Raw genomic sequence first — 21750 nt, forward strand, 5'->3', positions numbered from 1 at the left:
AGAGGGCTTTTCATATCGGTTGGTCAAGTCTACACCATCGGTCGGGCGAAAACGCTGGTGGGGCGCCATGAAGCCGATCGCGATTGCAATTCCGTTACTCTTCCTCGTGGTGCAGGCTCAAGCGCAAGAGCGCAGGGATATCGCCGGCCTGAGTTGCGCCGAAGTTCAGGCACTACTGAAGCAGGACGGCACCACCGTCATTCGCTACCGCTCCATATTCAACCTCAGCCTGACGCGCTACGACCTCTATGTCAGCGGGCAGAAGCAATGCGGTCCTGGCGAGGTGGCTACTGGCGCAGGCGTGCCGACGACCGACACAGATTATTGCCCGGTCCATAAATGCATTGCGAGCAATCTCTTCGTGGCAAGGTAGCCGGCCGTGGCCGGTCGAGTTGGGGGAGGTCGTCAGCCAAACCCCTACGAGTCCGCGACCTTTGCGTATGTCTGTCGGCACATCACCGGCTGTAGGTCCGTGGAGCCCAATCCCGTGGAAAGCGTGTTCCGATGTGAAATGGCAGAACAAGGTCATCGCTTCCTAAGCCTCACACCAGCACCGCCGCCATTCTCGGGGATGAACTCGACGCCGGCCGCTTCGAGAGCCGCGCGGATGGCGGCAAGATTGTTTGCCATGCCGCCAGCGTGGCCTTGGCTGCCCTCCATTCGTTTGAGGGTCGGAACGGAAATGTTCGCCCTGTCAGCCAAGTCGGCTTGAGTAATCCCCATAAGGGTGCGTGCGGCGGCGATTTGTCGACCGGTCAGTTTATCCATTGGTATCACAATTGTCCTAAAGTATTGACTATTGGCTTGCCGTGAGCCATTGGTATCACGTTGACACGCTAATCTCAACGGAGAAACCAATGCCGAACACCCATGTTCCGGCAGCAGGCGAAGCCATGCCTGCTGCCGAGGAAATGAAGATCATCACCGGACGGTTTTCCCGCCGGCTCATCCTGGCGGGGATTGCCTCTCTGCCCGCCCTGGGAGCCGCTACAGCAGCCGTAGCCAGGCCAGAGGCCGTCAGTCCCCATCCCGACGCCGAACTGTTCCAGCTAGAGCGGGAGATTGACGCGCTCAAGGATCGGATGGACAAGCTCGAAAAGTCGCAAAGACGGTTGTGCCGGAAGGCCGAGAAAGCAGCCGGACAGCAGCCGCTCCGTCCCTCCGATTGGGAAAAACAGAGGCCGTCCTTGCCGGAAGATCTGAAGGCAATGCGAACAAAAGCGCAAGATCATGTCACGTTCGGCGATGTCTTGCGGGGCGCTGAATGGGAGCCACCGGCGGTGCGCGCGTGGTATGCGGCCATTGCAAGCGAACGAGCCGCGATCAAGGCCGCCTGGGACCAATTCTCGGGGCGTCTCGACGAGCAGCACCGTCTGCTAGGCTATGACGCCAAAGAGGCTGAGTTCGACGCCGTCTGCAGCGAACAATGGGACATCGGCCGGCGCATCTTTGCCACTCCCGCCCATACGGTCGAGGGAATGGCCGTGAAGCTCCGGGCCGGGGAAAGCCTTGGCCTTGATACCGAAGCCTGTAACGACACGATCACTTCGATCTCGGCCGACATCAAGCGCCTTGTAGGAGGTGCCGTATGAACGCGCCCGTCACTCTCAAGCCCTTGGGAATGCCGAAGGGGATGGAGCCCCGTCAATGGCGCCAGTCCGTCGAGAAGCGCCTGAATGACCTCCTAGACCGCGCCATGAGCCTCATCACAGCGCTCGACCTAATGGAGGCCGATTGCGACCTTGAAGACGGTGCCGACGCCGAACCATGGCTTAGCTGGTGTGAGCGAGGCCCGCAGACTGTGTTTGCCTTCCATGACGGCAGGGGAAGCCCCTACGACGATCGGGAACTGGACAGCAGCGACGACGAGGACGACGGCACGGAGGAGCCGACGCTAGGGGCGCCGAACCGTTGCTGCCAAGAACATTGGGCGGACGGTGCGCGCGGCGATCACGAGCGCGAGGAATGCACCGATCGGGAACTGGTGCTCGAATATTAACCGGGAATTGGTTTACGACAAAGGCCCGGCGGCTTCGGCTTCCGGGCCTCAAGGCTCCAAGGGCACCTCGTACCCGCATTCGCGACACTTGAACAAATCGTTTTTGTCGCCGCTCCCTTGATTGCTCAAGGGCTCCTTCTTTGCACGCAATATCCAGCAGCGCGGGCATTGTGGCGTCTCGTCAATGATGGGCTGATACCTATGCACGCGGCTAGCCGCAGAGGCAGCGTTGTCCACGTCGGATTTTAGCTTTGCCCCAATTTCATCGTGAAGGGCGAGCTTGCGCCGTAATGCTCCGGCCCGCCTTTCCTCGGCGAAAGCCAACTCGCCGGCCTCGTGCTCGATCGTCTCCCTAAAACCGACCATGTCACATCCCATGTCGCGTGGACCTGCCGATAGTGGCAGCGGTGCAAATCAAACGAGCTTGCATCAAAGGATGGCATAGTAACATATTCCGGCTGCGGCACCGTTCAATCTGGAGGCCGCGCCATGCCCGAAAAGACCATCGCAGAAGCTATCAGCAGCGGCGAGCGGCTTTACGTCAATTGCGGGCATCCTATGTGCCAGCACTCCCACCAAATCGACCTTGCGTCATTGGGCGCCCGCCTGGGGCTCGACCACGGCGCCATGCATTGGGATCTGGTGAAGGTGTTCCGGTGCGAGCGGTGCCAGACGGCAGGGCGAGATCGCCGGCCGGTGTTTTTCACCTGTGTTCCGGACTATGCGGGAATCGATGCGCGGCGGAACGGCAGAGCGGTCTGACTTTCAGTGCCGCTGCCGCTGCCTCACGGTGGCGGGCTTTCTCTATCTTGTGGCAGAAAAGTCACGCAGCTTGAATATGCAGAGCTTCAACCAGCGCGAGCTTATTATCCAGCTAAGCGAGGCGTACCGTTGTTCACGGGCAAAGGGGAGCTCGTCCTCCCGAACTAGCGCCCGCTGCCCTCTCAGGTGGCGGGCTTTTTCAATTGCCCATCGTCGGCTTCTTTGAAGCCGCAGATCTTGCAATGGTAAGCATGGTCTGGCTCCTCCACGAAAAGGAGCCACTTGATAGCGCCGCGTTCCTGCCAACAGATTGGGCAGGAGTAATCGCTTCCGTACTTCGGCTTGTAAATTTTTAGGCGCTCGGCAGCCATATCTGACGCCTTGAGATGCTCGGACAACTCAGCCAGACTTTTGTAGGTTTCCGCGATTTGGTTTCGCAGTGTTTCTCCGTGCGCGGCCTGGGCGAGTGCTTTTTCCTTCGCGCGAATAACGAGTTTCGCAGCAAACCCTTGCATAGCAACACCTCGCGTCCGTGTCGGACCTGCCGATAGTCGCAGGAACTTCGACGAAATCAACGCATGCCCCTGCCCTATTTTGCGGACACTGAGCGGACACGGATTAGCGGACACGGAAATTGTCGGCGCGACCTGCTGCATGTAGTTGATTTTCTTGAGGTTTTGGTGAGCGCGATGGGATTCGAACCCATGACCTACTGATTAAAAGTCAGTTGCTCTACCGGCTGAGCTACGCGCTCCCGCGGGCTCCAAAGGCCGCCCTCGAAATTGCGCGGAACATAGGGAGAGTGCCTCGACCGGTCAACCGGAAAAAGAGTATCGCCAAGCCAAGCTTTCCCAGCAATGCCATGTCGTCCGTCTGGCCACTTCGACCAGGACGTCGAGAGCCGTCCAGAGCAGCCGAATGAACGGCCCCTGCTGCCATTGCCAGGCCAAAGAAATATTACAAATCAGCAACTTGATATTTTTGCGCGGAACAATTGCTAGTCTCGTCCGTTCTCCCACCACAAGGGACGTCAATCACCCTTTCGAAGGAGAAGAAGAATGAACAAGATCGTATCGGGTATACTGGCGACCACTCTGTCAGTTTCGTTTGCCGCGGCTGCCATGCCGGCCAATGCCGCTGAGATGTTCGTGCCGCAGGCACCGGAGGCCTCATCAAATATCCTGAACGTCGAAGCCCGCAACGGCGATAGGAATTTCCAATGGCGTCATAACCGCCATGGCAACCGCAATTTCGGCAACCGTCGTAACTTTGCCCGAAACAACGATGGCGGCGCCTATTGGAATGGTCATCGCGGCTATCGCGAATACCATCGCGGCTATCGTCGCCATGGCGACAACTGGTTCCCGCTGGCTGCCTTCGCCACCGGTGCCCTGATCACCGGCGCGATCATCAACAACGAAAACAACCGTGTCTACGAAGGCAACTCGCATGTGCAGTGGTGCTATGATCGCTATCGCAGCTACCGCTCTTCGGACAACACGTTCCAGCCGAATTACGGTCCTCGCCAGGAGTGCCGTTCCCCCTACTGATCACGGGTGAGTACCAGTAACTGATAGTGTCGCGTGGAAAGGTCCGTGCCATGGCGCGGGCCTTTTTCGTAAGCAATGGCGACCCAGGATCAGCCTGCCCAGCTGACGCTCTTGAAGATGAGATAAAGCGCACCGCCTTCACCACGCGGTGAGCGGTGCTCCAAGGGCATCGCAAATTCGAACCATTGCACCGGTCAATTCCCAACCGAGCGCTTCCAGGTCATTATCCGCATCCGTCACGTAAGCCTGAGCCAGCGCATCAATGCTGTTCTTCTCGCCGAAGGATCGAACGAGCTTTGCGTCAGTGAGGAGATCGTCGGGTAAATTTGAATTTGCCCAGGCCCACAGCCAGTTGTCTGCCTTGGCGCTCGTGGAGCCGGCAATCTGGATCTCGGTGATCACCTTGACGGCCCCGTCTTTGGAAAACAGGAGCCTGCCGGTCGTCATGTCATAATCGTAGCGTGACCAACTGCCGAGGCGGAATTCCTTATGCAAGCGGTCATTCTTGGCATGCAGTTGCTCAACGGCCTCGTCGCGCCAAGCAGGATACCAGTCTGGCTTCATTTCCCCTCGCCCTAAGAATCTGATGCGGATTTATTGCACGCTCAGCGTCCTGCGCACAGCATCGCGCCAGCCGGTAAGCTTGGCGGACCGTGTCGAGGCATCCATGTCCGGCTGGAAGCGCCGTTCGAGTGCCCAGCTTTTCGCGAATTCCCGCGCCTTCGGCCAGACGCCGGCCTTTGAGCCGGCCAGCCATGCGGCGCCGAGCGCGGTCGTCTCCAGAATGGTCGGGCGATCGACCGGCGCATCGAGGATGTCAGCCAGGCGCTGCATGGTCCAGTCCGACGCCACCATGCCGCCATCGACCCGAAGCACGGTCTTTGCCGAAGCGCCCTTCCAGTCCTTGCGCATGGCATCGAGAAGATCGCGCGTCTGGTAGGCGACGGCTTCAAGCGCCGCGCGTGCAAACTCCGCCGGACCGGAATTGCGCGTCAGCCCAAAGATGGCGCCGCGTGCCTCGGCATCCCAATGCGGTGCGCCGAGCCCGACAAAGGCCGGCACCAGATAGACATTTTGCGTCGGATCAGCCTCGGCCGCCAGTTTGCCGCTCTGCTCGGCCTTGCCGATCACCTTGATGCCATCGCGCAGCCATTGCACGGCAGCACCCGCAATGAAGATTGAGCCTTCCAGCGCATAGGTCGTCTTGCCGTTCAGCCGGTAGGCAATGGTGGTCAGCAGCCGGTTCTTCGAGCGGACCAGGTCGCTGCCAGTGTTGAGCAGCGCAAAACAGCCAGTGCCGTAGGTCGACTTCATCATGCCCGGCTCGAAGCAGGCCTGGCCAATGGTCGCGGCATGCTGGTCGCCGGCAACGCCGAGGATTCTTATCTCGGCGCCGAAGAGATTTTTCTCCGTGATTCCATAGTCATCGGCACAGTCTTTTACCTCAGGAAGCATTTTCGCCGGGATGTTGAGAATCGACAGCAACTCGTCGTCCCAGGCATTCTCTGCGATGTTGTAGACCAGCGTGCGCGAGGCGTTGGTGGCGTCCGTGGCATGGACCTTGCCGCCGGTCAGGCGCCAGATCAAAAAACTGTCGATGGTGCCGGCGAGCAGCTCGCCCTTCTCGGCACGCCGCCTTGCTCCTTTGACCTTGTCGAGCATCCAGGCGATCTTGGTGCCGGAGAAATAGGGATCGAGCAGCAGGCCGGTCTTGCGGCTGAATTTCTTCTCAAGCCCCTGCTTCTTCAGTTTCTGGCAGAGCGTCGCTGTGCGCCGGTCCTGCCAGACGATGGCATTGTGGATCGGCTTGCCGGTCGCCCTGTCCCAGATGATGACAGTTTCGCGCTGGTTGGTGATGCCGATGGCCGTGACATCCGCAGCGGCGTGGCCGGCCTGCTTCAGCGCAGCCTTCACCGTGGTCACGACGCTCGCCCAGATTTCCTCGGGGTCATGCTCGACCCAGCCGGAGGCCGGATAGTGCTGGGTGAATTCCTTCTGCCCGCTGCCAGCAACCTTCATCTGACCGTCGAACAGGATCGCCCGGGTCGATGTCGTTCCCTGGTCGATTGCCAGCACAAAACCGCTCATTCAGATGTCCTCCACCTTGATACAAACAGGGGAGACGGCAACATGCCGCCTCCCCCAATGTCACACGGGCGCGAACGCCCGCATAGGACAGCCTATTTCTGCCAGCTCTTCACCAGTTCGTCGTAGTTGATGGTGATCGGCTTTTCCTTCTCGTTCTCGATCTTGAGCTGAGGCGCGAGATTGCCTTTCTTGACCGCGTCGGCGTTCCAGTAGGCGAGGTCATGCTCTTCGGCCATCTTCGGGCCGATATCGCCCTGGACGCCCGACTTCTCGATGCGGCTCATGACCTTTTCCTGTTCGCCGCAGAGCGAGTCCATGGCTTCCTGCGCGCTCTTGGCACCCGACGACGCATCGCCGATCGCCTGCCACCAGAGCTGTGCCAGCTTCGGATAGTCAGGCACGTTGGTGCCGGTCGGCGACCACTGGACGCGGGCCGGCGAGCGATAGAACTCGATCAAGCCGCCGAGCTTCGGTGCACGCTCGGTGAAGCTCTTGTCATGGATCGTGCTCTCGCGGATGAAGGTCAAGCCGACATGGCTCTTCTTCACGTCCACGGTCTTCGAGGTGACGAACTGCGCGTAGAGCCAGGCGGCCTTGGCGCGGTCGGTCGGCGTCGATTTCATCAGCGTCCAGGAGCCGACGTCCTGATAGCCGAGCTTCATGCCGTCCTTCCAGTAGACGCCATGCGGCGACGGCGCCATGCGCCATTTCGGCGTGCCGTCGTCGTTCAACACTGCCTTGGCGCCGGCATCGACCATCGAAGCGGTGAAGGCGGTGTACCAGAAGATCTGCTGGGCAACTGCGCCCTGCGCCGGAACCGGTCCGGACTCAGAGAACGTCATGCCCTGGGCTTCCGCCGGTGCATAGGCTTTCAGCCAGTCGAGATATTTCTGGATCGAGTAGACAGCGGCCGGGCCATTGGTGTCACCGCCGCGTGCCGTGCAGGAGCCGACGGGCCGCGAATTTTCGTCGACCTTGATGCCCCATTCGTCGACCGGCAGACCGTTCGGAATGCCCTTGTCGCCGTTACCGGCCATCGACAGCCAGGCGTCGGTGAACCGCCAGCCGAGCGACGGGTCCTTCTTGCCATAGTCCATGTGGCCATAGACCTTCTTGCCGTCGATCTCACGGCCGGTGAAGAATTCGGCAATGTCCTCATAGGCCGACCAGTTGACCGGCACGCCGAGCTCGTAGCCGTACTTGGCCTTGAAGTCCGCCTTGTTCTTCTCGTCGTTGAACCAGTCGTACCGGAACCAGTAGAGGTTGGCGAACTGCTGGTCGGGAAGCTGATAGAGCTTCTTGTCGGGCGCCGTCGTGAACGAGGTGCCGATGAAGTCCTTCAGGTCGAGGTTCGGGTTGGTGACATCCTTGCCGTCGCCCGACATCCAGTCGGTCAGGTTGCGCACCTGCTGGTAGCGCCAGTGGGTGCCGATCAGATCGGAATCGTTGACCCAGCCGTCATAGAGGTTCTGGCCGGTCTGCATCTGGGTCTGGATCTTCTCGACGACATCGCCTTCCTGGATGACGTCATGCGTGACCTTGATGCCGGTGATGGCGGTAAAGGCCGGCGCCAGCACCTGCGATTCATACTGGTGCGTGGCGATGGTTTCGGAGACGACCTTGATGTCCATGCCGGCGAACGGCTTGGCTGCGTCAATAAACCATTGCATTTCGGCTTCCTGGTCGGCGCGCGAAAGCGTCGAGAGCGGACCTATCTCCTTGTCCAGAAAGGCTTTTGCCTCGTCCATCCCGGCGTAGGCGTTGCCCACGCCGAGCAATAGGACAAGGGCAGTCGTTGATGTTAAAAATTGCCGTCGCATAAGTTTCCTCCACTGTTTCAGGTTCAAGTGCGATCTGGAGCGGCCGCCGGCACGCGGTCGCTCCAACAGTTTCCCCCTCTATACGTAGCGGAACACGCCGATGGCGTAGACCACGGAGAGAGCGAGAGCCCACCAGAGACTGGGTCCGACAAGACCCAGCCAAGCGAGATGGATAAACGCGCTGCCAAGCAGCGATAGGAAGAGACGGTCGCCGCGCGTCGTCTCGAAGCGCAGGATGCCAACGCGCGGATTGCCGCCCGGCGAGGCGTATTCCCACACCGCCATGCCACACAGCAGCAGAAGAATGGTTGCGAAGAAGGCCGCCGTCGGCCACGTCCACGCCATCCAGGAGAGGTCGAAGTTCATTGTCATACCCTCCCCAGGGCGAAGCCCTTGGCGATATAGTTGCGGACGAACCAGATGACGAGCGCGCCGGGGATCAGCGTCAGCACACCAGCCGCTGCAAGCAGGCCCCAATCCATGCCAGCGGCGGAAACCGTGCGCGTCATGGTGGCGGCGATCGGTTTGGCGTCGGTCGTGGTCAGCGTGCGGGCAATCAGCAGTTCGACCCATGAGAACATGAAGCAGAAGAAGCAGGCGACGCCGATGCCGCTGGCGATCAGCGGCATGAAGATCTTGACGAAGAAACGCGGGAACGAATAGCCGTCGATATAGGCGGTCTCGTCGATTTCCTTCGGCACGCCCGACATGAAGCCTTCAAGGATCCACACCGCCAAAGGCACGTTGAACAGGCAGTGTGCCAGCGCCACCGCGATATGGGTGTCGATCAGGCCGAAGGCCGAGTAGAGCTGGAAGAACGGCAGCGCGAACACTGCCGGCGGCGCCATGCGGTTGGTCAAAAGCCAGAAGAACAGATGCTTGTCGCCAAGGAAGCGATAACGCGAGAAGGCGTAGGCCGCCGGCAGCGCCGCAGCCACCGAAATCACCATGTTCATCACCACATAGGTGATCGAATTGATGTAGCCGGAATACCAGGAGGCATCGGTGAAGATGGTGACGTAGTTGGCGATCGTCGGGGCGTGCGGATAGAGCGTCAGCGAGGAGACGATCTCGGCGTTGGTCTTGAAGCTCATGTTGATGAGCCAGTAGATCGGCAGCAAGAGAACGATGATGTAGACCGTCGGCACGATCCACCACCAGCGCGATTCCTCGCCGCGACGCCGCATCAGCCGGGCGACCTCATCCTGCGACAGCGTGCTGGCCAGTTCTCCCGAAGCTGTCGTCTCGTTCACTCTGTCCGCTCTTTCGTTGGCGCCGCTCATCTCAGCGCTCCGCGTCGTAATTGGTCATCACGGTGTAGAACACCCACGACAACAACAGGATGATGAGAAAGTAGACCAGCGACATGGCAGCCGCCGGGCCAAGGTCGAACTGACCGAGCGCGGTCTTGACGAGGTCGATCGACAGGAACGTCGTCGAATTGCCGGGACCGCCGCCGGTGACGACGAAAGGTTCGGTGTAGATCATGAAACTATCCATGAAGCGCAAAAGCACGGCGATCAAAAGCACGCGCTGCATCTTCGGCAGCTGGATGTAGCGGAACACCGCCCAGCGCGAAGCACCGTCGATCTTGGCCGCCTGATAGAAGGCATCGGGAATGGAAACCAGGCCGGCATAGCACAGCAGCACGACCAGGCTCGTCCAGTGCCAGACATCCATGATGATGATGGTGACCCAGGCGTCGAACGGATCCTGCACGTAGTTGTAGTCGATGCCGAGCGCGTTGACGTAGTAGCCGAGCAGGCCGATGTCGTTGCGGCCGAAGACCTGCCAGATGGTGCCGACGACGTTCCACGGGATCAGCAGCGGCAGCGCCATCAGCACCAGGCAGACCGGCACGCCCCAGCCCTTCTTCGGCATGTTGAGCGCGATGAAGATGCCGAGCGGCACTTGGATCGCCAGGATGATGAACGAGAAGATCAGGTTGCGGACCATCGCTTCCCAGAAGCGGCTGGAGGACAGCAGTTCCTCGAACCATTCGGTGCCGGCCCAGAAGAAGACATTGTTGCCGAACGTGTCCTGCACCGAATAGTTGACGACCGTCATCAGCGGAATGACGGCCGAGAACGCCACCAGCACCAGGACCGGCAGCACCAGGAACCAGGCCTTGTTGTTCCAGGTCTTTTCCATCTATGCCCCCATCTCGACGCGCCAGGAATCGGCATAGATGTTGATGCCGGCCGGATCGAACCGCACTTTCGGTTCGGCCGGCACGGTCTCGTCCTCGCCGATAACCGCCGCGATGTCGCGGCCTTCCAGCTTGGCCCGCACCACCTTGTGGCGTCCGACATCCTCGACCTTGCTGATCGAAACGGCCATGCCGTCGCGGCCAAGCCGCACATATTCGGGACGGATGCCAAGCTCGATGGCGCCACTGTCTGCCTTCGGCGCGCCCGGCAGTTCGATCCGCTGCGAGCCGAGCGTCGCCGTCTTGCCGTCGATTGCCACCGGCATGACGTTCATGCCGGGCGAGCCGATGAAATAGCCGACGAAAGTGTGGCGCGGCCGCTCGAACAGTTCCGCCGGCGTGCCGATCTGCACGATGCCGCCATCATACATCACCACAACCTGGTCGGCGAAGGTCAGCGCCTCGGTCTGGTCATGGGTGACATAGACCATGGTGTAGCCGAAGCGGCGGTGCAATTGCTTCAATTGCGAGCGCAGCACCCACTTCATATGCGGGTCGATGACGGTCAGCGGTTCATCGAACAGGATGGCGTTGACGTCTGAGCGCACCAGTCCGCGGCCAAGCGAAATCTTCTGCTTCTGGTCGGCGGTCAGGCCCCTCGCCTTCTTCTTTGCCCAGGACGCCAGATCGATCATTTCCAGTGTCTCGCGCACCTTGCGGTCGACATCGGCTTCCGGCACGCCGCGGTTGCGCAGCGGGAAGGCCAGATTGTCGTAGACGGTCATGGTGTCGTAGATGACCGGGAACTGGAACACCTGCGCGATGTTGCGCTCCTGCGTCGACAGGTTGGTTACATCCCTGCCGTTGAACAGCAATTGGCCATGCGAGGGATGAAGCAGGCCCGAGATGATGTTGAGCAGCGTGGTCTTGCCGCAACCGGAAGGGCCGAGGAGCGCATAGGCGCCGCCATCCTCGAACGTGTGATGCACTTCGCGCAGTGCGAAATCGGCATCCGTCCGCGGGTTCGGCAGATAGGAATGCCTGACATGATTGACGTCGATGCGCGCCATATCGCCCTCCTATGCCGCCAGCTTCGGCGCGCTGACGGCGCGGCCGTGCTCGTCGAAAACCATGATGTGGCGCGGATCGATGAACACCTCGACCACCTCGTCGGGCTCGAAATGGCGGATGCCGTGGGTCAGCATGACCCAGCGCACGTCGGCGAAGTCGAGATGGATGAAGCTCTCCGACCCGGTGATTTCGGTGATCGTGACCTTTGCGCGCACCGGCACGGCCAAGGCATTGGGCCGTTCGAGCGACAGATGATGCGGCTGGAAGCCGATCGTATAGTTGGCATCGGCAATGCCGGAGAGCTCGGCAGGCACCGGCAGTTTCACGCCGCCGTCGAGCAGGAAATCCGGGCCCTTCTTGGCCAGCACGATGGTGTTGAGTGGCGGATCGGCGAAGGTCCTTGCCGTCACCAGATCGGCCGGCTTGCGGAACACGTCGATGGTCGGGCCGAACTGGGTGATGCGTCCTTCGGAAAGTGTCGCCGTATTGCCGCCGAGCAGCAGCGCTTCATGCGGTTCGGTCGTGGCATAAACGAAGATGGTGCCGGCGGCGGCAAAAATCCTCGGCAGTTCGGCGCGTAGTTCTTCGCGCAATTTGTAGTCGAGATTGGCAAGCGGCTCGTCGAGCAGCACCAGGCTGGCATTCTTGACGATGGCGCGCGCCAGGGCGGTGCGTTGCTGCTGCCCGCCCGACAGGCTGAGCGGCGTGCGGTCGAGATAGGGCGTCAGCTTGAGCAGGGCCGCGGCCTCGCGCACTTCCTTGTCGATCTTGGCCTGATCGGTGCCGGCCACCCGCAGCGGCGAGGCGATGTTCTCGTAGACGGTCATCGCCGGATAGTTGATGAACTGCTGGTAGACCATGGCGATCTTGCGCTTCTGCACCAGCACGCCGGTGACATTCTGGCCGTCGAACCAGACCGAACCGGAGGTCGGCACGTCGAGACCGGCCATCAGCCGCATCAGGCTGGTCTTGCCCGAAAGCGTGGGCCCAAGCAGGACGTTGAGCGAGCCGCGCTGAAGCGTCAGCGACACGTCGCGGATATGCTCGACCGCACCGACCATCTTGGTGACGTTTCTCAGTTCCAGCATGACGCCTCCTCCCAGGCTTTCTGCATCAGCTCAAAACCCTCTTCATTCGGCAGCTGCGACATGCCGCCGGCTTATGCCGCGCATGAATTCGTCGAGCGATGCCACCTGCTCACGGCCGAGATGCAGGCCGCGCTTGGTCCTGCGCCATAGCACATCCTCAGCGGTGACCGCCCATTCGTTTTCAACGAGGTAGCGTATCTCGGCCTCGTAGAGATCGGCACCGAAATTGCGGCCGAGATCGGCATTCGATTTGGCCAGGCCCAGCAGAACCTGCGCACGCGTCCCGTAAAGCCGGGTCAGCCGGCGCGCCAGGCGTGCGTCGAGGAAGGGATAGGCCGATTTCAGCTTTGCCACTTGCGCGTCGAAACCTGTGGCCGGGAAATCTCCGCCCGGCAGCGGCGCGTTTGCCGTCCACGGCTTGCCACGCTTGCCGAGGAAACCCTCGATCTTTTCCAGCATCGATTCCGACAGCCGGCGATAGGTGGTGATCTTGCCGCCGAACGCATTGACGATCGGGGCCGCGCCCTCGCCGCCATCAGCCTTGATCACATAGTCGCGCGTCGCTTCCTGCGCCTTGGAGGCGCCGTCATCGTAGAGCGGACGGACGGCGGAATAGGTCCAGACGATGTCGGAGCGCTTGACCGGTTGCGCGAAATATTCGCTTGCCGCGGCACAGAGGTAGTCGATCTCGGTGTCGCTGATTTTCACGTCATGCGGGTCGCCGGGATAATCCTGGTCGGTGGTGCCGATCAGGGTGAATTCTTCCTCGTAGGGAATGGCGAAGATGATGCGGCCATCCTTGTTCTGGAAGAAATAGGCGCGCGGATCGTCGAACTTCTTGGAGATGACGATGTGGCTGCCTTGCACGAGGCGGACATTGTGCACATCGTTGAGGCCGACGACGCCGGAAAGCACGTGATCGACCCACGGTCCGGCTGCATTGACCAGCAGCCTTGCCTTGATCTCCTCGGTCGCGCCGGTCTGCAGGTTCTCGATCTTGATCGTCCACAAACCGTTTTCGCGGCGCGCGCCGACCACTTTCGTGCGGGTGCGAACGGTTGCGCCGCGATCGGCGGCATCGCGCGCATTCAGCGCCACCAGCCGCGCATCATTGACCCAGCCATCTGAATATTCGAAGGCCTTTTTGAACAGCGGCTTCAAGGGCTTGCCGGCCGGATCCCTGGTCATGTCCAGCGTCCGGGTCGCCGGCAGCAATTTGCGCCCGCCAATGTGGTCGTAGAGAAAGAGGCCGAGCCTGATCAGCCAGGCCGGACGCAGGCCCTTGGCGTAGGGCAGCACGAAGCGCATCGGCCAGATGATATGCGGCGCGTTCTTCCACAGAACCTCGCGCTCCATCAGCGCCTCGCGCACCAGGCGGAATTCATAGAATTCGAGGTAGCGCAAGCCGCCATGGATCAACTTGGTCGAGCCTGAGGAGGTCCCGCTGGCGAGGTCGTTCATCTCGGCGAGAAAGACGGAAAAGCCACGCCCGACAGCATCGCGGGCAATGCCGCAACCATTGATGCCGCCACCGATGACGAAGATGTCTCGGATTGCGTCCACAAAGCCCTCCCCCGATTTCGCATTGCAGCATTTTTAGGTTTTTACGAAACCGTATCGGGATTATTTCGAAATAGGAACGAATGTCAAACGAAATATCACAGGCCCGTGATGATATACCGAAGCCGCTTAGCCAAGCGACGTCTCGATCAGTTGAACCTCGGCCTCCTGGCAGATCTTGCGCACCGACGGGATGTCGCAGCGGTCGGTGATGAAGGTGTTGACCTGCGACAGATGGCCGATGCGCACCGGCGCGGTGCGCTCGAATTTGGTCTGATCGGAAACCAGGATGACATGACGCGCATTGGCGATGATCGCCTGCGCCACCTTGACCTCGCGGAAATCGAAGTCGAGCAAGGCACCATCATGGTCGATGGCCGATGCGCCGATCACGGCATAGTCGACCTTGAACTGCCTGATGAAATCGACTGCCGCTTCGCCGACGACGCCGCCATCGGAACCGCGCACCACCCCACCGGCGATCACCACCTCGATCGACGGATATATGCGCATCCTATTGGCAACATTGATATTATTGGTGATGACCATAAGCCCGCTGTGATCGAGCAATGCCTTGCTGACCGCCTCCGTCGTGGTGCCGATGTTGATGAACAGCGAGGCATTGTCGGGGATCAACCTGGCTGCCGCGCGGCCGATCGCTTCCTTCTCGTCGGCGGCGATCTTGCGCCTCGCCTCATACTCCATGTTCTCGATGCCGGACGGAAACAACGCACCGCCATGGATGCGCGAAAGCAGCCGCTGATCGCACAGGTCGTTGAGATCCTTGCGTATGGTCTGCGGCGTCACATTGAAGTGGGTGGCCAGATCATCGACCAGCACGCGACCATGATCCTTGGCCATCTGGATGATTTCGGCATGGCGTGGCGACAGATACATGGGCGAGCTCCCGTTTTCGTTTTTCTTGTCTATAGTCGAAAACGAAACCAATGAAAAGGCATAAGCCGGCTAATGAAATCGACACGACTGCAAAGGCAAACGCCAGCGCACTCGCAGCTTGGCCAGCTCAGGCCAAGCCGCGCGCGATTTCGGTGATGACGACGAAGGCGGCATCGACATCGCCGGCGGTCGCCTCGAACTGTCCGACCTGGAACCGGATTGCCATTCGTCCATCGACTCTCGTCTGCGTCAGGTAGATGCGGCCATCGTCGTTGATCGCATTGACCAGCCGCAGATTGTGCTCGTCCGCATCGGCGCCGGTTGCAGCCTTGTGCCGGAACGAGAACAGCGACAGCATCGGTTCGCTGACGATCTCGAAATCCAGCTCCTTTGCCAGCCGCGCGGCAAGGCCTTCGCTCCAGGCGACATGGTTGCGGATCATCGTGCGCAGGCTTTCCAGGCCATGGGCGCGCAGCAGGAACCACAATTTCAGCGCGCGGAACCGCCTGCCGAGCGGTACCGACCATTCGGAATAGTTGATGATGCCGTCATGGCCGTGGGTTTTCAGATAGTCCGGCTTGATGGCCAGCGTCCGCACATGGCTTTCGGGATCGCGCAGGAACTGGATCGAGCAATCGAACTGTGCGCCCAGCCATTTGTGCGGATTGAAGACCACGGAGTCCGCCGCTTCGACACCCGCCCAGAAATGGCGATACTCGGGGCAAATCATCGCCGAGCCGGCCCAGGCCGCATCGACGTGAAGATAGAGGCCATGCCGCCGCGCCACCTCGACAACCGCGGCGATGTCGTCGGTGCCGCCCGTGCTGGTGCCGCCAACGCAAGCGATGATACCGGCCGGCAGCATGCCAGCTTCCCGGTCAGCAACGATTGCCGCCTCAAGCGCTGCCGTGTCCATGGCGCGAAAACGGCCACCGACGGGAATGCGCACAAGATTGTCCTCGCCGATGCCCGAGACCCAGATCGCCCGGTCGATCGAAGTGTGCACCTGGTCGGAGGAATAGATGCGCAATCGCGCCTGCCCTGCCAGGCCTTGTCTGTTGCCTTGCCAGTCGAGCGCCAGCTCGCGCATGGTCAGCACCGCGGCCAGTGTCGCCGACGAGGCCGAATCCTGGATCACTCCGGAGAACCCGTCCGGCAGGCCGAGCGCCTGGCGCATCCAGTCGACAGTGCGCGTTTCGAGCTCGGTCGCCGCCGGCGACGTCTGCCAAAGCATGCACTGTGCGGCCATCGCCGAGACCAGATATTCCGCCACCACCGAGACCGGCGCCGCATTGGCCGGGAAATAGGCGAAGAAGCGCGGATGCTGCCAATGCGTCATCCCCGGCAGAATCTTCTCTTCGAAATCGGCAAAAATCCTGTCCATCGGTTCCGCATCTTCAGGCGGCGCAGCCTCTATGCTCCTGAAGATGTCGCCCGGCTCGACCAGCGGCCGCACCGGGCGGTCGCGCAGCGTGCTGCGGTAATCGGCACCCCAGTCGGCGGCGCGCCGCGACCATTGCCGGAAATCATCGTTGTCCATCGTGTCCTCCCGACAGGATCTCTCGCCGCCACCCGTCACGGCTGGCTCTTCAAGATCCGATATTATTTAACGTGTGAAATATATGCAACCGCCAGCGAATGCCGCGCGCCCTACCCCGGGAAATCGGGCAGGCTGGCAAAAGCTGTCTTCAGCGCACTCGACCAGCCATCCGAGATCGTGCGGTAGTACTGGTCGTCCTGGCCGATCCGCTTCTTCAGCCCAACCTTGAAAGCGTCTTTTTCCAGGAAGAGCAGGTCAAGCGGCAAGCCGACCGACAGGTTCGACTTCAGCGTCGAATCGAACGACACCAGAAGCAGCTTCACCGTCTCGGCGAGGCTCATCGTCTTTTCGTAGGCGCGGATGATGATCGGCTTGCCATATTTGGTCTCGCCGATCTGGAAGAATGGCGTGTCGTCGGTCGATTCGATGAAATTGCCTTCGGGATAGATCATGAACAGCCGCGGCTCGCTGCCCTTGATCTGGCCGCCGAGGATGAAGGAGGCATTGAAGTAGGAGTCTGCCTTTTCGCCGGCTGGTGACGAACTGGCGATGACCTCCTTGACGGTATCGCCGACCAGCCGCACCGTCTGATACATCGACGGCGTCTCCAGAAGCGTGGCGTGACGATCGGCAATTGCCTTGGTGCGTTCGTCAAGCAGGCTGACCACCGCCTGAGTCGTCGCCAGGTTCCCGGCCGACATCAGCACGATGACGCGCTCGCCCGGCTGCTCCCAGACATGCATCTTGCGGAAGGTGGAAATCGAATCCATGCCGGCATTGGTGCGCGTGTCCGACATGAACACGAGCCCGCGATCGATCTTCAGGCCGACGCAATAGGTCATGGAATCTCTTCTAACGGCAATCCTAAGGGGATTACTGCTCTACCGTGACGGTGACCGCAAGCTGTTCTTCCGCCTGTCCCAGCCGAATTCCCGACACCGGCGTGGCGTCGCGGTAGTCGCGGCCGGTTGCCACTTTTACATAGCGTTCGTCTGGAGAGATGCCGTTGGCGGCATCGAAGGCAACCCAGCCGAGACCCGCGACATGCGCTTCGGCCCAGGCATGGCTTGCGGCCTGCTCGACAGTCGCATCCAGCATCAGATAGCCGCTGACATAGCGGGCCGGAAAGCCCATGGCGCGCGCGGCGGCTGCAAAGATATGGGTGTGATCCTGGCAGACACCGGTCTTCAGCGCCAAGGCTTCCTCTGCCGGCGTCGCCGCATTGGTGGTACCGGGCGTGTAGGCGACGCGCTCGCCGATCATCGCCATCAGCCGGTGCAGCCGCTCGATGTCGGTGCCCTTGCCGACCGCGGCGGCGAGTTCGCGAACACCGCTGCCGATCGCCGTCAATGGCGTTTCATGGCTGTACAGCCAGAGAGGCGTAAAGCCCTGGTGCGGTCCGGAGACGCCTGCGGTGTCGCGCGTCACCACTTCGCCGGCCGCTTCCACGGTGATGAAGTCGCGCTCGCCCTCGACGCTCAATAGCCTTGTGTCATTGCCGAAATGGTCGACAAAGCGAACCTCTTCGCGCGCGCCCTCGATGGCCAGCGCCCAGGACAGAACGGTCTGCGTCGAGCCGCTGACCGGAAGCAGCCGCAGCCGCTGCAACAGATAGTGCACCGGTGCATCGTAGCGGTATTCGGTCCGGTGGGTGATCTTCAGCCGCATGTTTGTTTTCCGTTTACGAGCATGATCTCGTCCGAAAACCGGTTCCCACTTTTCGCTATCGGGGTCCTTCGGTTCGGGATCATGCTCAATTAAACCGATAATCTTGTGCGATCTCGTCGCCGAGCCTGGTGTTCTCACGAATGAAATTGGCCAGGAATTCATGCAGGCCGGCGTCGAATATGTCCTTGATCGACCCGGCTCGCAGCATGGCCTGCGTCTTGTCGGCCGTCGCATGGCAGGCATGGCGTTCGCCATAGTCGTCGCCGAGAAATTTCAGATGTTCGGCCAGAAAGCGATAACAGAAGGTCAGCGAGCGCGGCATGCGGACATTGAGGATCAGATAGTCGGCAATGTTGGTCGGCTTGTAGTCGGCCTCGTAGACCCAGCGGTAGGAGCGGTGCGCCGACACCGAACGCAGGATCGATTCCCACTGGTAGTTGTCGAGCGTCGAGCCGACCCAGGAGATCGACGGCAACAGCACATAGTATTTCACGTCGAGAATGCGCGCCGTGTTGTCGGCGCGCTCGACATAGGTGCCGAGCTGCGAGAAATCGAAGATCTCGTTGCGCAGCATGGTGCCGTAGAACGAGCCGCGGATCAGTGCCGTCTCGCGCTTGATCGCATCGAGAACGCTGGGCAGGTCGCGCTCGTCGATCGGCCTTGCCAGCATCCGCTTCAGCGACATCCAGGCTTCGTTGATGCTTTCCCAGGTCTCGCGTGTCAGCGCGGTGCGCACCATGCGGGCATTGTTACGAGCCGTCTCGATCGCCACCATCGTGCTCGACGGGTTCGACGTGTCGCGCAACAGGAAGTCAGCGACATTGGCGGCGGTATAATCCTGGTATTTCTGCGTGAAGGCGACGTCGGAGCCGGCGCTGAGCAGCACCGAATTCCATTCTTCCGAGGCACTTTGGGTGCGCGTCAGCGCCATGCGCAGGCCGGCATCGACAAGGCGTGCCATGTTCTCAGCCCGCTCGATGTAGCGGTTCATCCAGTAAAGTCCGTTGGCGGTCCGGCCTAAAAGCATCCAAAAACCTTCAAATGAAAATCAATCATCCAGCACCCACGTATCCTTGGTGCCGCCGCCTTGCGAAGAATTGACGACCAGCGAGCCTTCCTTCAGCGCGACGCGCGTCAGCCCGCCGGGCACGATCTGGATGCGGTCGGAAACCAGCACATAGGGCCGCAGATCGACGTGGCGCGGCGCCAGGCCCTTGTCGGTCAGGATCGGGCAAGTCGACAGCGCCAGCGTCGGCTGGGCGATGTAGTTCGACGGTTTTGCCGCGAGTTTCTTGGAAAAATCCTCGCATTCCTTCTTGGTCGCCGCCGGCCCGACCAGCATGCCGTAGCCGCCGGAACCGTGGACCTCCTTGATCACCAGCTCGTCGATGTGCTCGAGCACGTATTTCAGGCTGTCCGGCTCCGAGCAGCGCCAGGTCGGAATGTTGCCGAGGATCGCTTTGCGGCCGGTGTAGAATTCGACGATCTCGGGCATATAGGAATAGATCGCCTTGTCGTCGGCGATACCGGTGCCCGGCGCATTGGCAATGGTGATGTTGCCGGCGCGGTAGACATCCATGATGCCGGGTATGCCAAGCGCCGAGTCCGGCCGGAACGTCAGCGGGTCGAGGAAAGAATCGTCGACGCGGCGGTAAAGCACATCAATCTGCTTGTAGCCTTCGGTGGTGCGCATCGCGACATGGCCGTCGATGACGCGCAGATCCTGCCCTTCGACAAGCTGCACCCCCATTTGGTCGGCAAGGAAGGCATGTTCGAAATAGGCGGAGTTGAAGCTGCCGGGCGTCAGCACCGCGATGGTTGGCGTGCCCTTGGTGCTTTGCGGCCGCACCGCCGCCAGCGACTGGCGCAGAAGCTGCGGATAGTTTTCCACCGGCCGCACCTTGATCTTCTGGAACAGCTCGGGGAACAGCTGCATCATCGTCTCGCGGTTCTCCAGCATGTAGGAGACACCGGATGGCGTGCGTGCATTGTCCTCCAGCACGTAGAATTCGTCCTCGCTGATGCGGACGATGTCGACGCCGATGATGTGGGTGTAGACGCCGGCCGGCGGCCTGACCCCGATCATTTCCGGCAAAAACGCCTCGTTCTTGGCAATCAATTCCCTGGGAACGCGCCCTGCCCGCAGGATCTCCTGGCGATGGTAGATGTCGTCGAGGAAGGCGTTCAGCGCCTGCACGCGCTGCTCGATGCCTTGCGTCAGACGCCGCCACTCATTGCCCGAGATGATGCGGGGAACGATGTCGAACGGGATCAGCCGCTCGGAGGCTTCCTGCTCGCCATAGACGGCGAAGGTGATACCGGTCTTGCGGAAGACGCGTTCGGCGTCCTGCATCTTCTCGGTAAGCCTGGCCGGATCCTGCTCCTTCAGCCAGCGATCATAAGCCGAATACGGTCTTCTCAATCCGGAAACTTCCGGAAGCATTTCATCGAACGCTGCCAATCGCATACTCCCCTGTGACACCATTTCACTGGCGTCGCCGGAGAAAATCAAGCGCAATCGGTGATTTGAGGGATACCGACGATCAGTATGTGGCGGCTGCCCAAAATTGAGGCAGCTGAAATATGACCTTGGTCAGGCTTTGCCTTGTGGCCGAGCAGGTGCGTTCAGTGGCTAGAAGGCGCGGAACGTGACGACGGTGAACGTGTCCTTGATACCAGGGAGAATCTGCACCTTCTCGTTGACGAAATGGCCGACATCTTCCTCGTCGTCGACATAGAATTTGGCGAGCAGATCGTAATTGCCGGCAGTCGAGTAGATTTCCGAGGCGATCTCGGCATCGGCAAGCGCGCTGGCAACCTCATAGGATTTGCCCAGCTCGCATTTGATCTGCACGAAAAACGCCCTCATGGCTTCGTCCCTAAACGTCCAAGTCCAAGCGGCCCTTCTGACAGACTGGAGGCGGGCTTTCAAGCGTTGGAATGCGTACTTAGCCGACCTGAGGCTGGGCTACGGCTTCCCACAGCGCCGCCACCGACAAGACGCGCTTGAACCGAGGCGAGATGAATATTCGCCATCACTGAAACCGTGAAGCGCCGCCAAGCGTATGTTAAAATGCCTCTTGGAACAGTTTTGGGGAGAGGCAGCTTTCTCACGGGGCAACGGAGACAGGCCATGCGCCGCATGTTTTTAGCATTCGTGTTCGTTCCACTCATCCTGGCCTCGTCGGCGTTTGCCGGCGATGCCGAGGTCAAGGCGGCGCAAGCAGCCATCGACGGCCAGTTGAAAGCGTTCATCGCCAATGACGGCGCCACCGCTTACAGCTTCGCAGCACCCAACGTGAAGCAGATCTTCCCGACCGTCGACACCTTCATGAACATGGTGACCAACGGTTATCCGCCGGTGCGCAAGCCGCAGACCTATTCTTTTGGCAAGGTCGAGGAGACGAGCCCGACATCGATCGTCCAGCAGGTGCTGATCGTCGGCCCCGACGGTAAGGACTACGAGGCTGTATACACGCTGCAGCAACAGCCCGACGGCACCTTCCAGATCACCGGCTGCAGCCTGCGCGCGTCGAATTCGCTGAGCACCTGAGCGGG

General features: G+C 60.6%; 25 protein-coding genes and 1 tRNA gene. 6 read left to right on the forward strand and 20 right to left on the reverse strand.

From position 1 onward, the window contains the following. The first annotated feature begins 67 nt into the window (after window positions 1-67). A complete protein-coding gene (locus ACFFNA_RS07370; protein ID WP_095081959.1) occupies window positions 68-373 on the forward strand; it encodes a hypothetical protein in 306 nt (101 codons plus the stop codon). Between the two features lie 152 nt (window positions 374-525). Here the strand turns inward: ACFFNA_RS07370 and ACFFNA_RS07375 are convergent, their stop codons facing one another. Next, complete coding sequence (locus ACFFNA_RS07375; RefSeq protein WP_378917044.1) at window positions 526-768, reverse strand: helix-turn-helix transcriptional regulator; 243 nt, start codon at window positions 766-768, stop codon at window positions 526-528. Between the two features lie 89 nt (window positions 769-857). On the opposite strand from ACFFNA_RS07375, the gene ACFFNA_RS07380 reads away from it, so the two are divergent. Then, window positions 858-1592 carry a hypothetical protein gene (locus ACFFNA_RS07380; protein WP_378917046.1) on the forward strand — a complete coding sequence of 245 codons (735 nt, stop codon included), beginning with the start codon at window positions 858-860 and terminating at the stop codon, window positions 1590-1592. Then, window positions 1589-1999, forward strand: a complete 411-nt coding sequence (locus tag ACFFNA_RS07385) for a hypothetical protein (protein WP_378917048.1) — start codon at window positions 1589-1591, stop codon at window positions 1997-1999. Before ACFFNA_RS07380 ends, ACFFNA_RS07385 begins: the two co-directional genes overlap by 4 nt. A gap of 48 nt (window positions 2000-2047) precedes the next feature. Here ACFFNA_RS07385 and ACFFNA_RS07390 read toward each other — a convergent pair whose 3' ends face one another. Beyond that, window positions 2048-2365 carry a hypothetical protein gene (locus tag ACFFNA_RS07390; RefSeq protein ID WP_378917050.1) on the reverse strand — a complete coding sequence of 106 codons (318 nt, stop codon included), beginning with the start codon at window positions 2363-2365 and terminating at the stop codon, window positions 2048-2050. Window positions 2366-2488: 123 nt separating this feature from the next. Between ACFFNA_RS07390 and ACFFNA_RS07395 the strand changes: the two genes are divergently transcribed. Beyond that, window positions 2489-2761 carry a hypothetical protein gene (locus ACFFNA_RS07395; protein WP_378917052.1) on the forward strand — a complete coding sequence of 91 codons (273 nt, stop codon included), beginning with the start codon at window positions 2489-2491 and terminating at the stop codon, window positions 2759-2761. Between the two features lie 182 nt (window positions 2762-2943). Here ACFFNA_RS07395 and ACFFNA_RS07400 read toward each other — a convergent pair whose 3' ends face one another. Further along, window positions 2944-3417 carry a hypothetical protein gene (locus ACFFNA_RS07400; protein WP_378917054.1) on the reverse strand — a complete coding sequence of 158 codons (474 nt, stop codon included), beginning with the start codon at window positions 3415-3417 and terminating at the stop codon, window positions 2944-2946. Window positions 3418-3439: 22 nt separating this feature from the next. Then, a tRNA-Lys gene (locus tag ACFFNA_RS07405) sits at window positions 3440-3515 on the reverse strand. A gap of 304 nt (window positions 3516-3819) precedes the next feature. Here ACFFNA_RS07405 and ACFFNA_RS07410 point away from each other — a divergent pair. Further along, window positions 3820-4311, forward strand: a complete 492-nt coding sequence (locus ACFFNA_RS07410) for a BA14K family protein (protein WP_378917056.1) — start codon at window positions 3820-3822, stop codon at window positions 4309-4311. A gap of 138 nt (window positions 4312-4449) precedes the next feature. Here ACFFNA_RS07410 and ACFFNA_RS07415 read toward each other — a convergent pair whose 3' ends face one another. From ACFFNA_RS07415 to ACFFNA_RS07490, 16 genes are all read right to left on the reverse strand, one after another. Further along, window positions 4450-4875 carry a DUF6882 domain-containing protein gene (locus ACFFNA_RS07415; protein WP_378917058.1) on the reverse strand — a complete coding sequence of 142 codons (426 nt, stop codon included), beginning with the start codon at window positions 4873-4875 and terminating at the stop codon, window positions 4450-4452. A gap of 30 nt (window positions 4876-4905) precedes the next feature. Continuing rightward, window positions 4906-6399, reverse strand: coding sequence for a glycerol kinase GlpK (glpK, locus tag ACFFNA_RS07420; protein ID WP_378917060.1), 1494 nt, complete (start codon window positions 6397-6399; stop codon window positions 4906-4908). A gap of 92 nt (window positions 6400-6491) precedes the next feature. Next, the gene (locus tag ACFFNA_RS07425) at window positions 6492-8219 is read right to left on the reverse strand and encodes an ABC transporter substrate-binding protein (protein ID WP_378917062.1); all 1728 of its coding nucleotides are present in this window, start codon (window positions 8217-8219) and stop codon (window positions 6492-6494) included. A gap of 78 nt (window positions 8220-8297) precedes the next feature. Beyond that, window positions 8298-8585 carry a DUF2160 domain-containing protein gene (locus ACFFNA_RS07430; RefSeq protein WP_095085033.1) on the reverse strand — a complete coding sequence of 96 codons (288 nt, stop codon included), beginning with the start codon at window positions 8583-8585 and terminating at the stop codon, window positions 8298-8300. A gap of 2 nt (window positions 8586-8587) precedes the next feature. Further along, on the reverse strand, window positions 8588-9502 hold the full coding sequence (locus ACFFNA_RS07435; protein ID WP_111546477.1) for a carbohydrate ABC transporter permease: 915 nt from the start codon (window positions 9500-9502) through the stop codon (window positions 8588-8590). A 1-nt stretch (window position 9503) separates the two neighbouring features. Beyond that, window positions 9504-10370, reverse strand: a complete 867-nt coding sequence (locus tag ACFFNA_RS07440; RefSeq protein ID WP_378917065.1) for a carbohydrate ABC transporter permease — start codon at window positions 10368-10370, stop codon at window positions 9504-9506. Continuing rightward, window positions 10371-11438 carry an ABC transporter ATP-binding protein gene (locus ACFFNA_RS07445; protein ID WP_111546475.1) on the reverse strand — a complete coding sequence of 356 codons (1068 nt, stop codon included), beginning with the start codon at window positions 11436-11438 and terminating at the stop codon, window positions 10371-10373. It abuts the gene before it with no gap. Window positions 11439-11447: 9 nt separating this feature from the next. After that, window positions 11448-12527 carry an ABC transporter ATP-binding protein gene (locus ACFFNA_RS07450; protein ID WP_378917067.1) on the reverse strand — a complete coding sequence of 360 codons (1080 nt, stop codon included), beginning with the start codon at window positions 12525-12527 and terminating at the stop codon, window positions 11448-11450. A gap of 42 nt (window positions 12528-12569) precedes the next feature. Further along, window positions 12570-14090: a glycerol-3-phosphate dehydrogenase gene (gene glpD / locus ACFFNA_RS07455; protein ID WP_378917069.1), complete on the reverse strand. Its 1521-nt coding sequence runs from the start codon at window positions 14088-14090 to the stop codon at window positions 12570-12572. Window positions 14091-14216: 126 nt separating this feature from the next. Then, window positions 14217-14984, reverse strand: a complete 768-nt coding sequence (locus tag ACFFNA_RS07460) for a DeoR/GlpR family DNA-binding transcription regulator (protein WP_111546472.1) — start codon at window positions 14982-14984, stop codon at window positions 14217-14219. Window positions 14985-15111: 127 nt separating this feature from the next. Further along, a complete protein-coding gene (locus tag ACFFNA_RS07465) occupies window positions 15112-16524 on the reverse strand; it encodes a pyridoxal phosphate-dependent decarboxylase family protein (protein WP_378917071.1) in 1413 nt (470 codons plus the stop codon). A 110-nt stretch (window positions 16525-16634) separates the two neighbouring features. Next, window positions 16635-17366 (reverse strand): proteasome-type protease, encoded by a 732-nt coding sequence (locus ACFFNA_RS07470; protein WP_111546470.1) that lies wholly within the window; start codon window positions 17364-17366, stop codon window positions 16635-16637. A 31-nt stretch (window positions 17367-17397) separates the two neighbouring features. After that, on the reverse strand, window positions 17398-18192 hold the full coding sequence (locus tag ACFFNA_RS07475) for a transglutaminase family protein (RefSeq protein ID WP_111546469.1): 795 nt from the start codon (window positions 18190-18192) through the stop codon (window positions 17398-17400). An 85-nt stretch (window positions 18193-18277) separates the two neighbouring features. Further along, window positions 18278-19219: an alpha-E domain-containing protein gene (locus ACFFNA_RS07480; RefSeq protein WP_111546468.1), complete on the reverse strand. Its 942-nt coding sequence runs from the start codon at window positions 19217-19219 to the stop codon at window positions 18278-18280. A 21-nt stretch (window positions 19220-19240) separates the two neighbouring features. Continuing rightward, a complete protein-coding gene (locus ACFFNA_RS07485) occupies window positions 19241-20653 on the reverse strand; it encodes a circularly permuted type 2 ATP-grasp protein (protein ID WP_167458630.1) in 1413 nt (470 codons plus the stop codon). A gap of 171 nt (window positions 20654-20824) precedes the next feature. Further along, the gene (locus tag ACFFNA_RS07490) at window positions 20825-21061 is read right to left on the reverse strand and encodes an Lrp/AsnC family transcriptional regulator (RefSeq protein ID WP_095085044.1); all 237 of its coding nucleotides are present in this window, start codon (window positions 21059-21061) and stop codon (window positions 20825-20827) included. A gap of 264 nt (window positions 21062-21325) precedes the next feature. Here ACFFNA_RS07490 and ACFFNA_RS07495 point away from each other — a divergent pair, with 264 nt between their 5' ends. Then, a complete protein-coding gene (locus tag ACFFNA_RS07495; RefSeq protein WP_378917074.1) occupies window positions 21326-21745 on the forward strand; it encodes a DUF4864 domain-containing protein in 420 nt (139 codons plus the stop codon). The last annotated feature ends 5 nt before the right edge of the window (window positions 21746-21750 follow it).

Source organism: Mesorhizobium kowhaii, from assembly GCF_042431665.1.
GTDB classification, from domain to species: domain Bacteria; phylum Pseudomonadota; class Alphaproteobacteria; order Rhizobiales; family Rhizobiaceae; genus Mesorhizobium; species Mesorhizobium kowhaii.

Bases quoted from the DNA above. Each gene is read 5' to 3' on its own strand.
- ACFFNA_RS07370 (WP_095081959.1), top strand. From the start codon at position 68: ATGAAGCCGATCGCGATTGCAATTCCGTTACTCTTCCTCGTGGTGCAG.
- ACFFNA_RS07375 (WP_378917044.1), bottom strand. From the start codon at position 768: ATGGATAAACTGACCGGTCGACAAATCGCCGCCGCACGCACCCTTATG.
- ACFFNA_RS07380 (WP_378917046.1), top strand. From the start codon at position 858: ATGCCGAACACCCATGTTCCGGCAGCAGGCGAAGCCATGCCTGCTGCC.
- ACFFNA_RS07385 (WP_378917048.1), top strand. From the start codon at position 1,589: ATGAACGCGCCCGTCACTCTCAAGCCCTTGGGAATGCCGAAGGGGATG.
- ACFFNA_RS07390 (WP_378917050.1), bottom strand. From the start codon at position 2,365: ATGGTCGGTTTTAGGGAGACGATCGAGCACGAGGCCGGCGAGTTGGCT.
- ACFFNA_RS07395 (WP_378917052.1), top strand. From the start codon at position 2,489: ATGCCCGAAAAGACCATCGCAGAAGCTATCAGCAGCGGCGAGCGGCTT.
- ACFFNA_RS07400 (WP_378917054.1), bottom strand. From the start codon at position 3,417: ATGCAGCAGGTCGCGCCGACAATTTCCGTGTCCGCTAATCCGTGTCCG.
- ACFFNA_RS07410 (WP_378917056.1), top strand. From the start codon at position 3,820: ATGAACAAGATCGTATCGGGTATACTGGCGACCACTCTGTCAGTTTCG.
- ACFFNA_RS07415 (WP_378917058.1), bottom strand. From the start codon at position 4,875: ATGAAGCCAGACTGGTATCCTGCTTGGCGCGACGAGGCCGTTGAGCAA.
- glpK (WP_378917060.1), bottom strand. From the start codon at position 6,399: ATGAGCGGTTTTGTGCTGGCAATCGACCAGGGAACGACATCGACCCGG.
- ACFFNA_RS07425 (WP_378917062.1), bottom strand. From the start codon at position 8,219: ATGCGACGGCAATTTTTAACATCAACGACTGCCCTTGTCCTATTGCTC.
- ACFFNA_RS07430 (WP_095085033.1), bottom strand. From the start codon at position 8,585: ATGAACTTCGACCTCTCCTGGATGGCGTGGACGTGGCCGACGGCGGCC.
- ACFFNA_RS07435 (WP_111546477.1), bottom strand. From the start codon at position 9,502: ATGAGCGGCGCCAACGAAAGAGCGGACAGAGTGAACGAGACGACAGCT.
- ACFFNA_RS07440 (WP_378917065.1), bottom strand. From the start codon at position 10,370: ATGGAAAAGACCTGGAACAACAAGGCCTGGTTCCTGGTGCTGCCGGTC.
- ACFFNA_RS07445 (WP_111546475.1), bottom strand. From the start codon at position 11,438: ATGGCGCGCATCGACGTCAATCATGTCAGGCATTCCTATCTGCCGAAC.
- ACFFNA_RS07450 (WP_378917067.1), bottom strand. From the start codon at position 12,527: ATGCTGGAACTGAGAAACGTCACCAAGATGGTCGGTGCGGTCGAGCAT.
- ACFFNA_RS07460 (WP_111546472.1), bottom strand. From the start codon at position 14,984: ATGTATCTGTCGCCACGCCATGCCGAAATCATCCAGATGGCCAAGGAT.
- ACFFNA_RS07465 (WP_378917071.1), bottom strand. From the start codon at position 16,524: ATGGACAACGATGATTTCCGGCAATGGTCGCGGCGCGCCGCCGACTGG.
- ACFFNA_RS07470 (WP_111546470.1), bottom strand. From the start codon at position 17,366: ATGACCTATTGCGTCGGCCTGAAGATCGATCGCGGGCTCGTGTTCATG.
- ACFFNA_RS07475 (WP_111546469.1), bottom strand. From the start codon at position 18,192: ATGCGGCTGAAGATCACCCACCGGACCGAATACCGCTACGATGCACCG.
- ACFFNA_RS07480 (WP_111546468.1), bottom strand. From the start codon at position 19,219: ATGCTTTTAGGCCGGACCGCCAACGGACTTTACTGGATGAACCGCTAC.
- ACFFNA_RS07490 (WP_095085044.1), bottom strand. From the start codon at position 21,061: ATGAGGGCGTTTTTCGTGCAGATCAAATGCGAGCTGGGCAAATCCTAT.
- ACFFNA_RS07495 (WP_378917074.1), top strand. From the start codon at position 21,326: ATGCGCCGCATGTTTTTAGCATTCGTGTTCGTTCCACTCATCCTGGCC.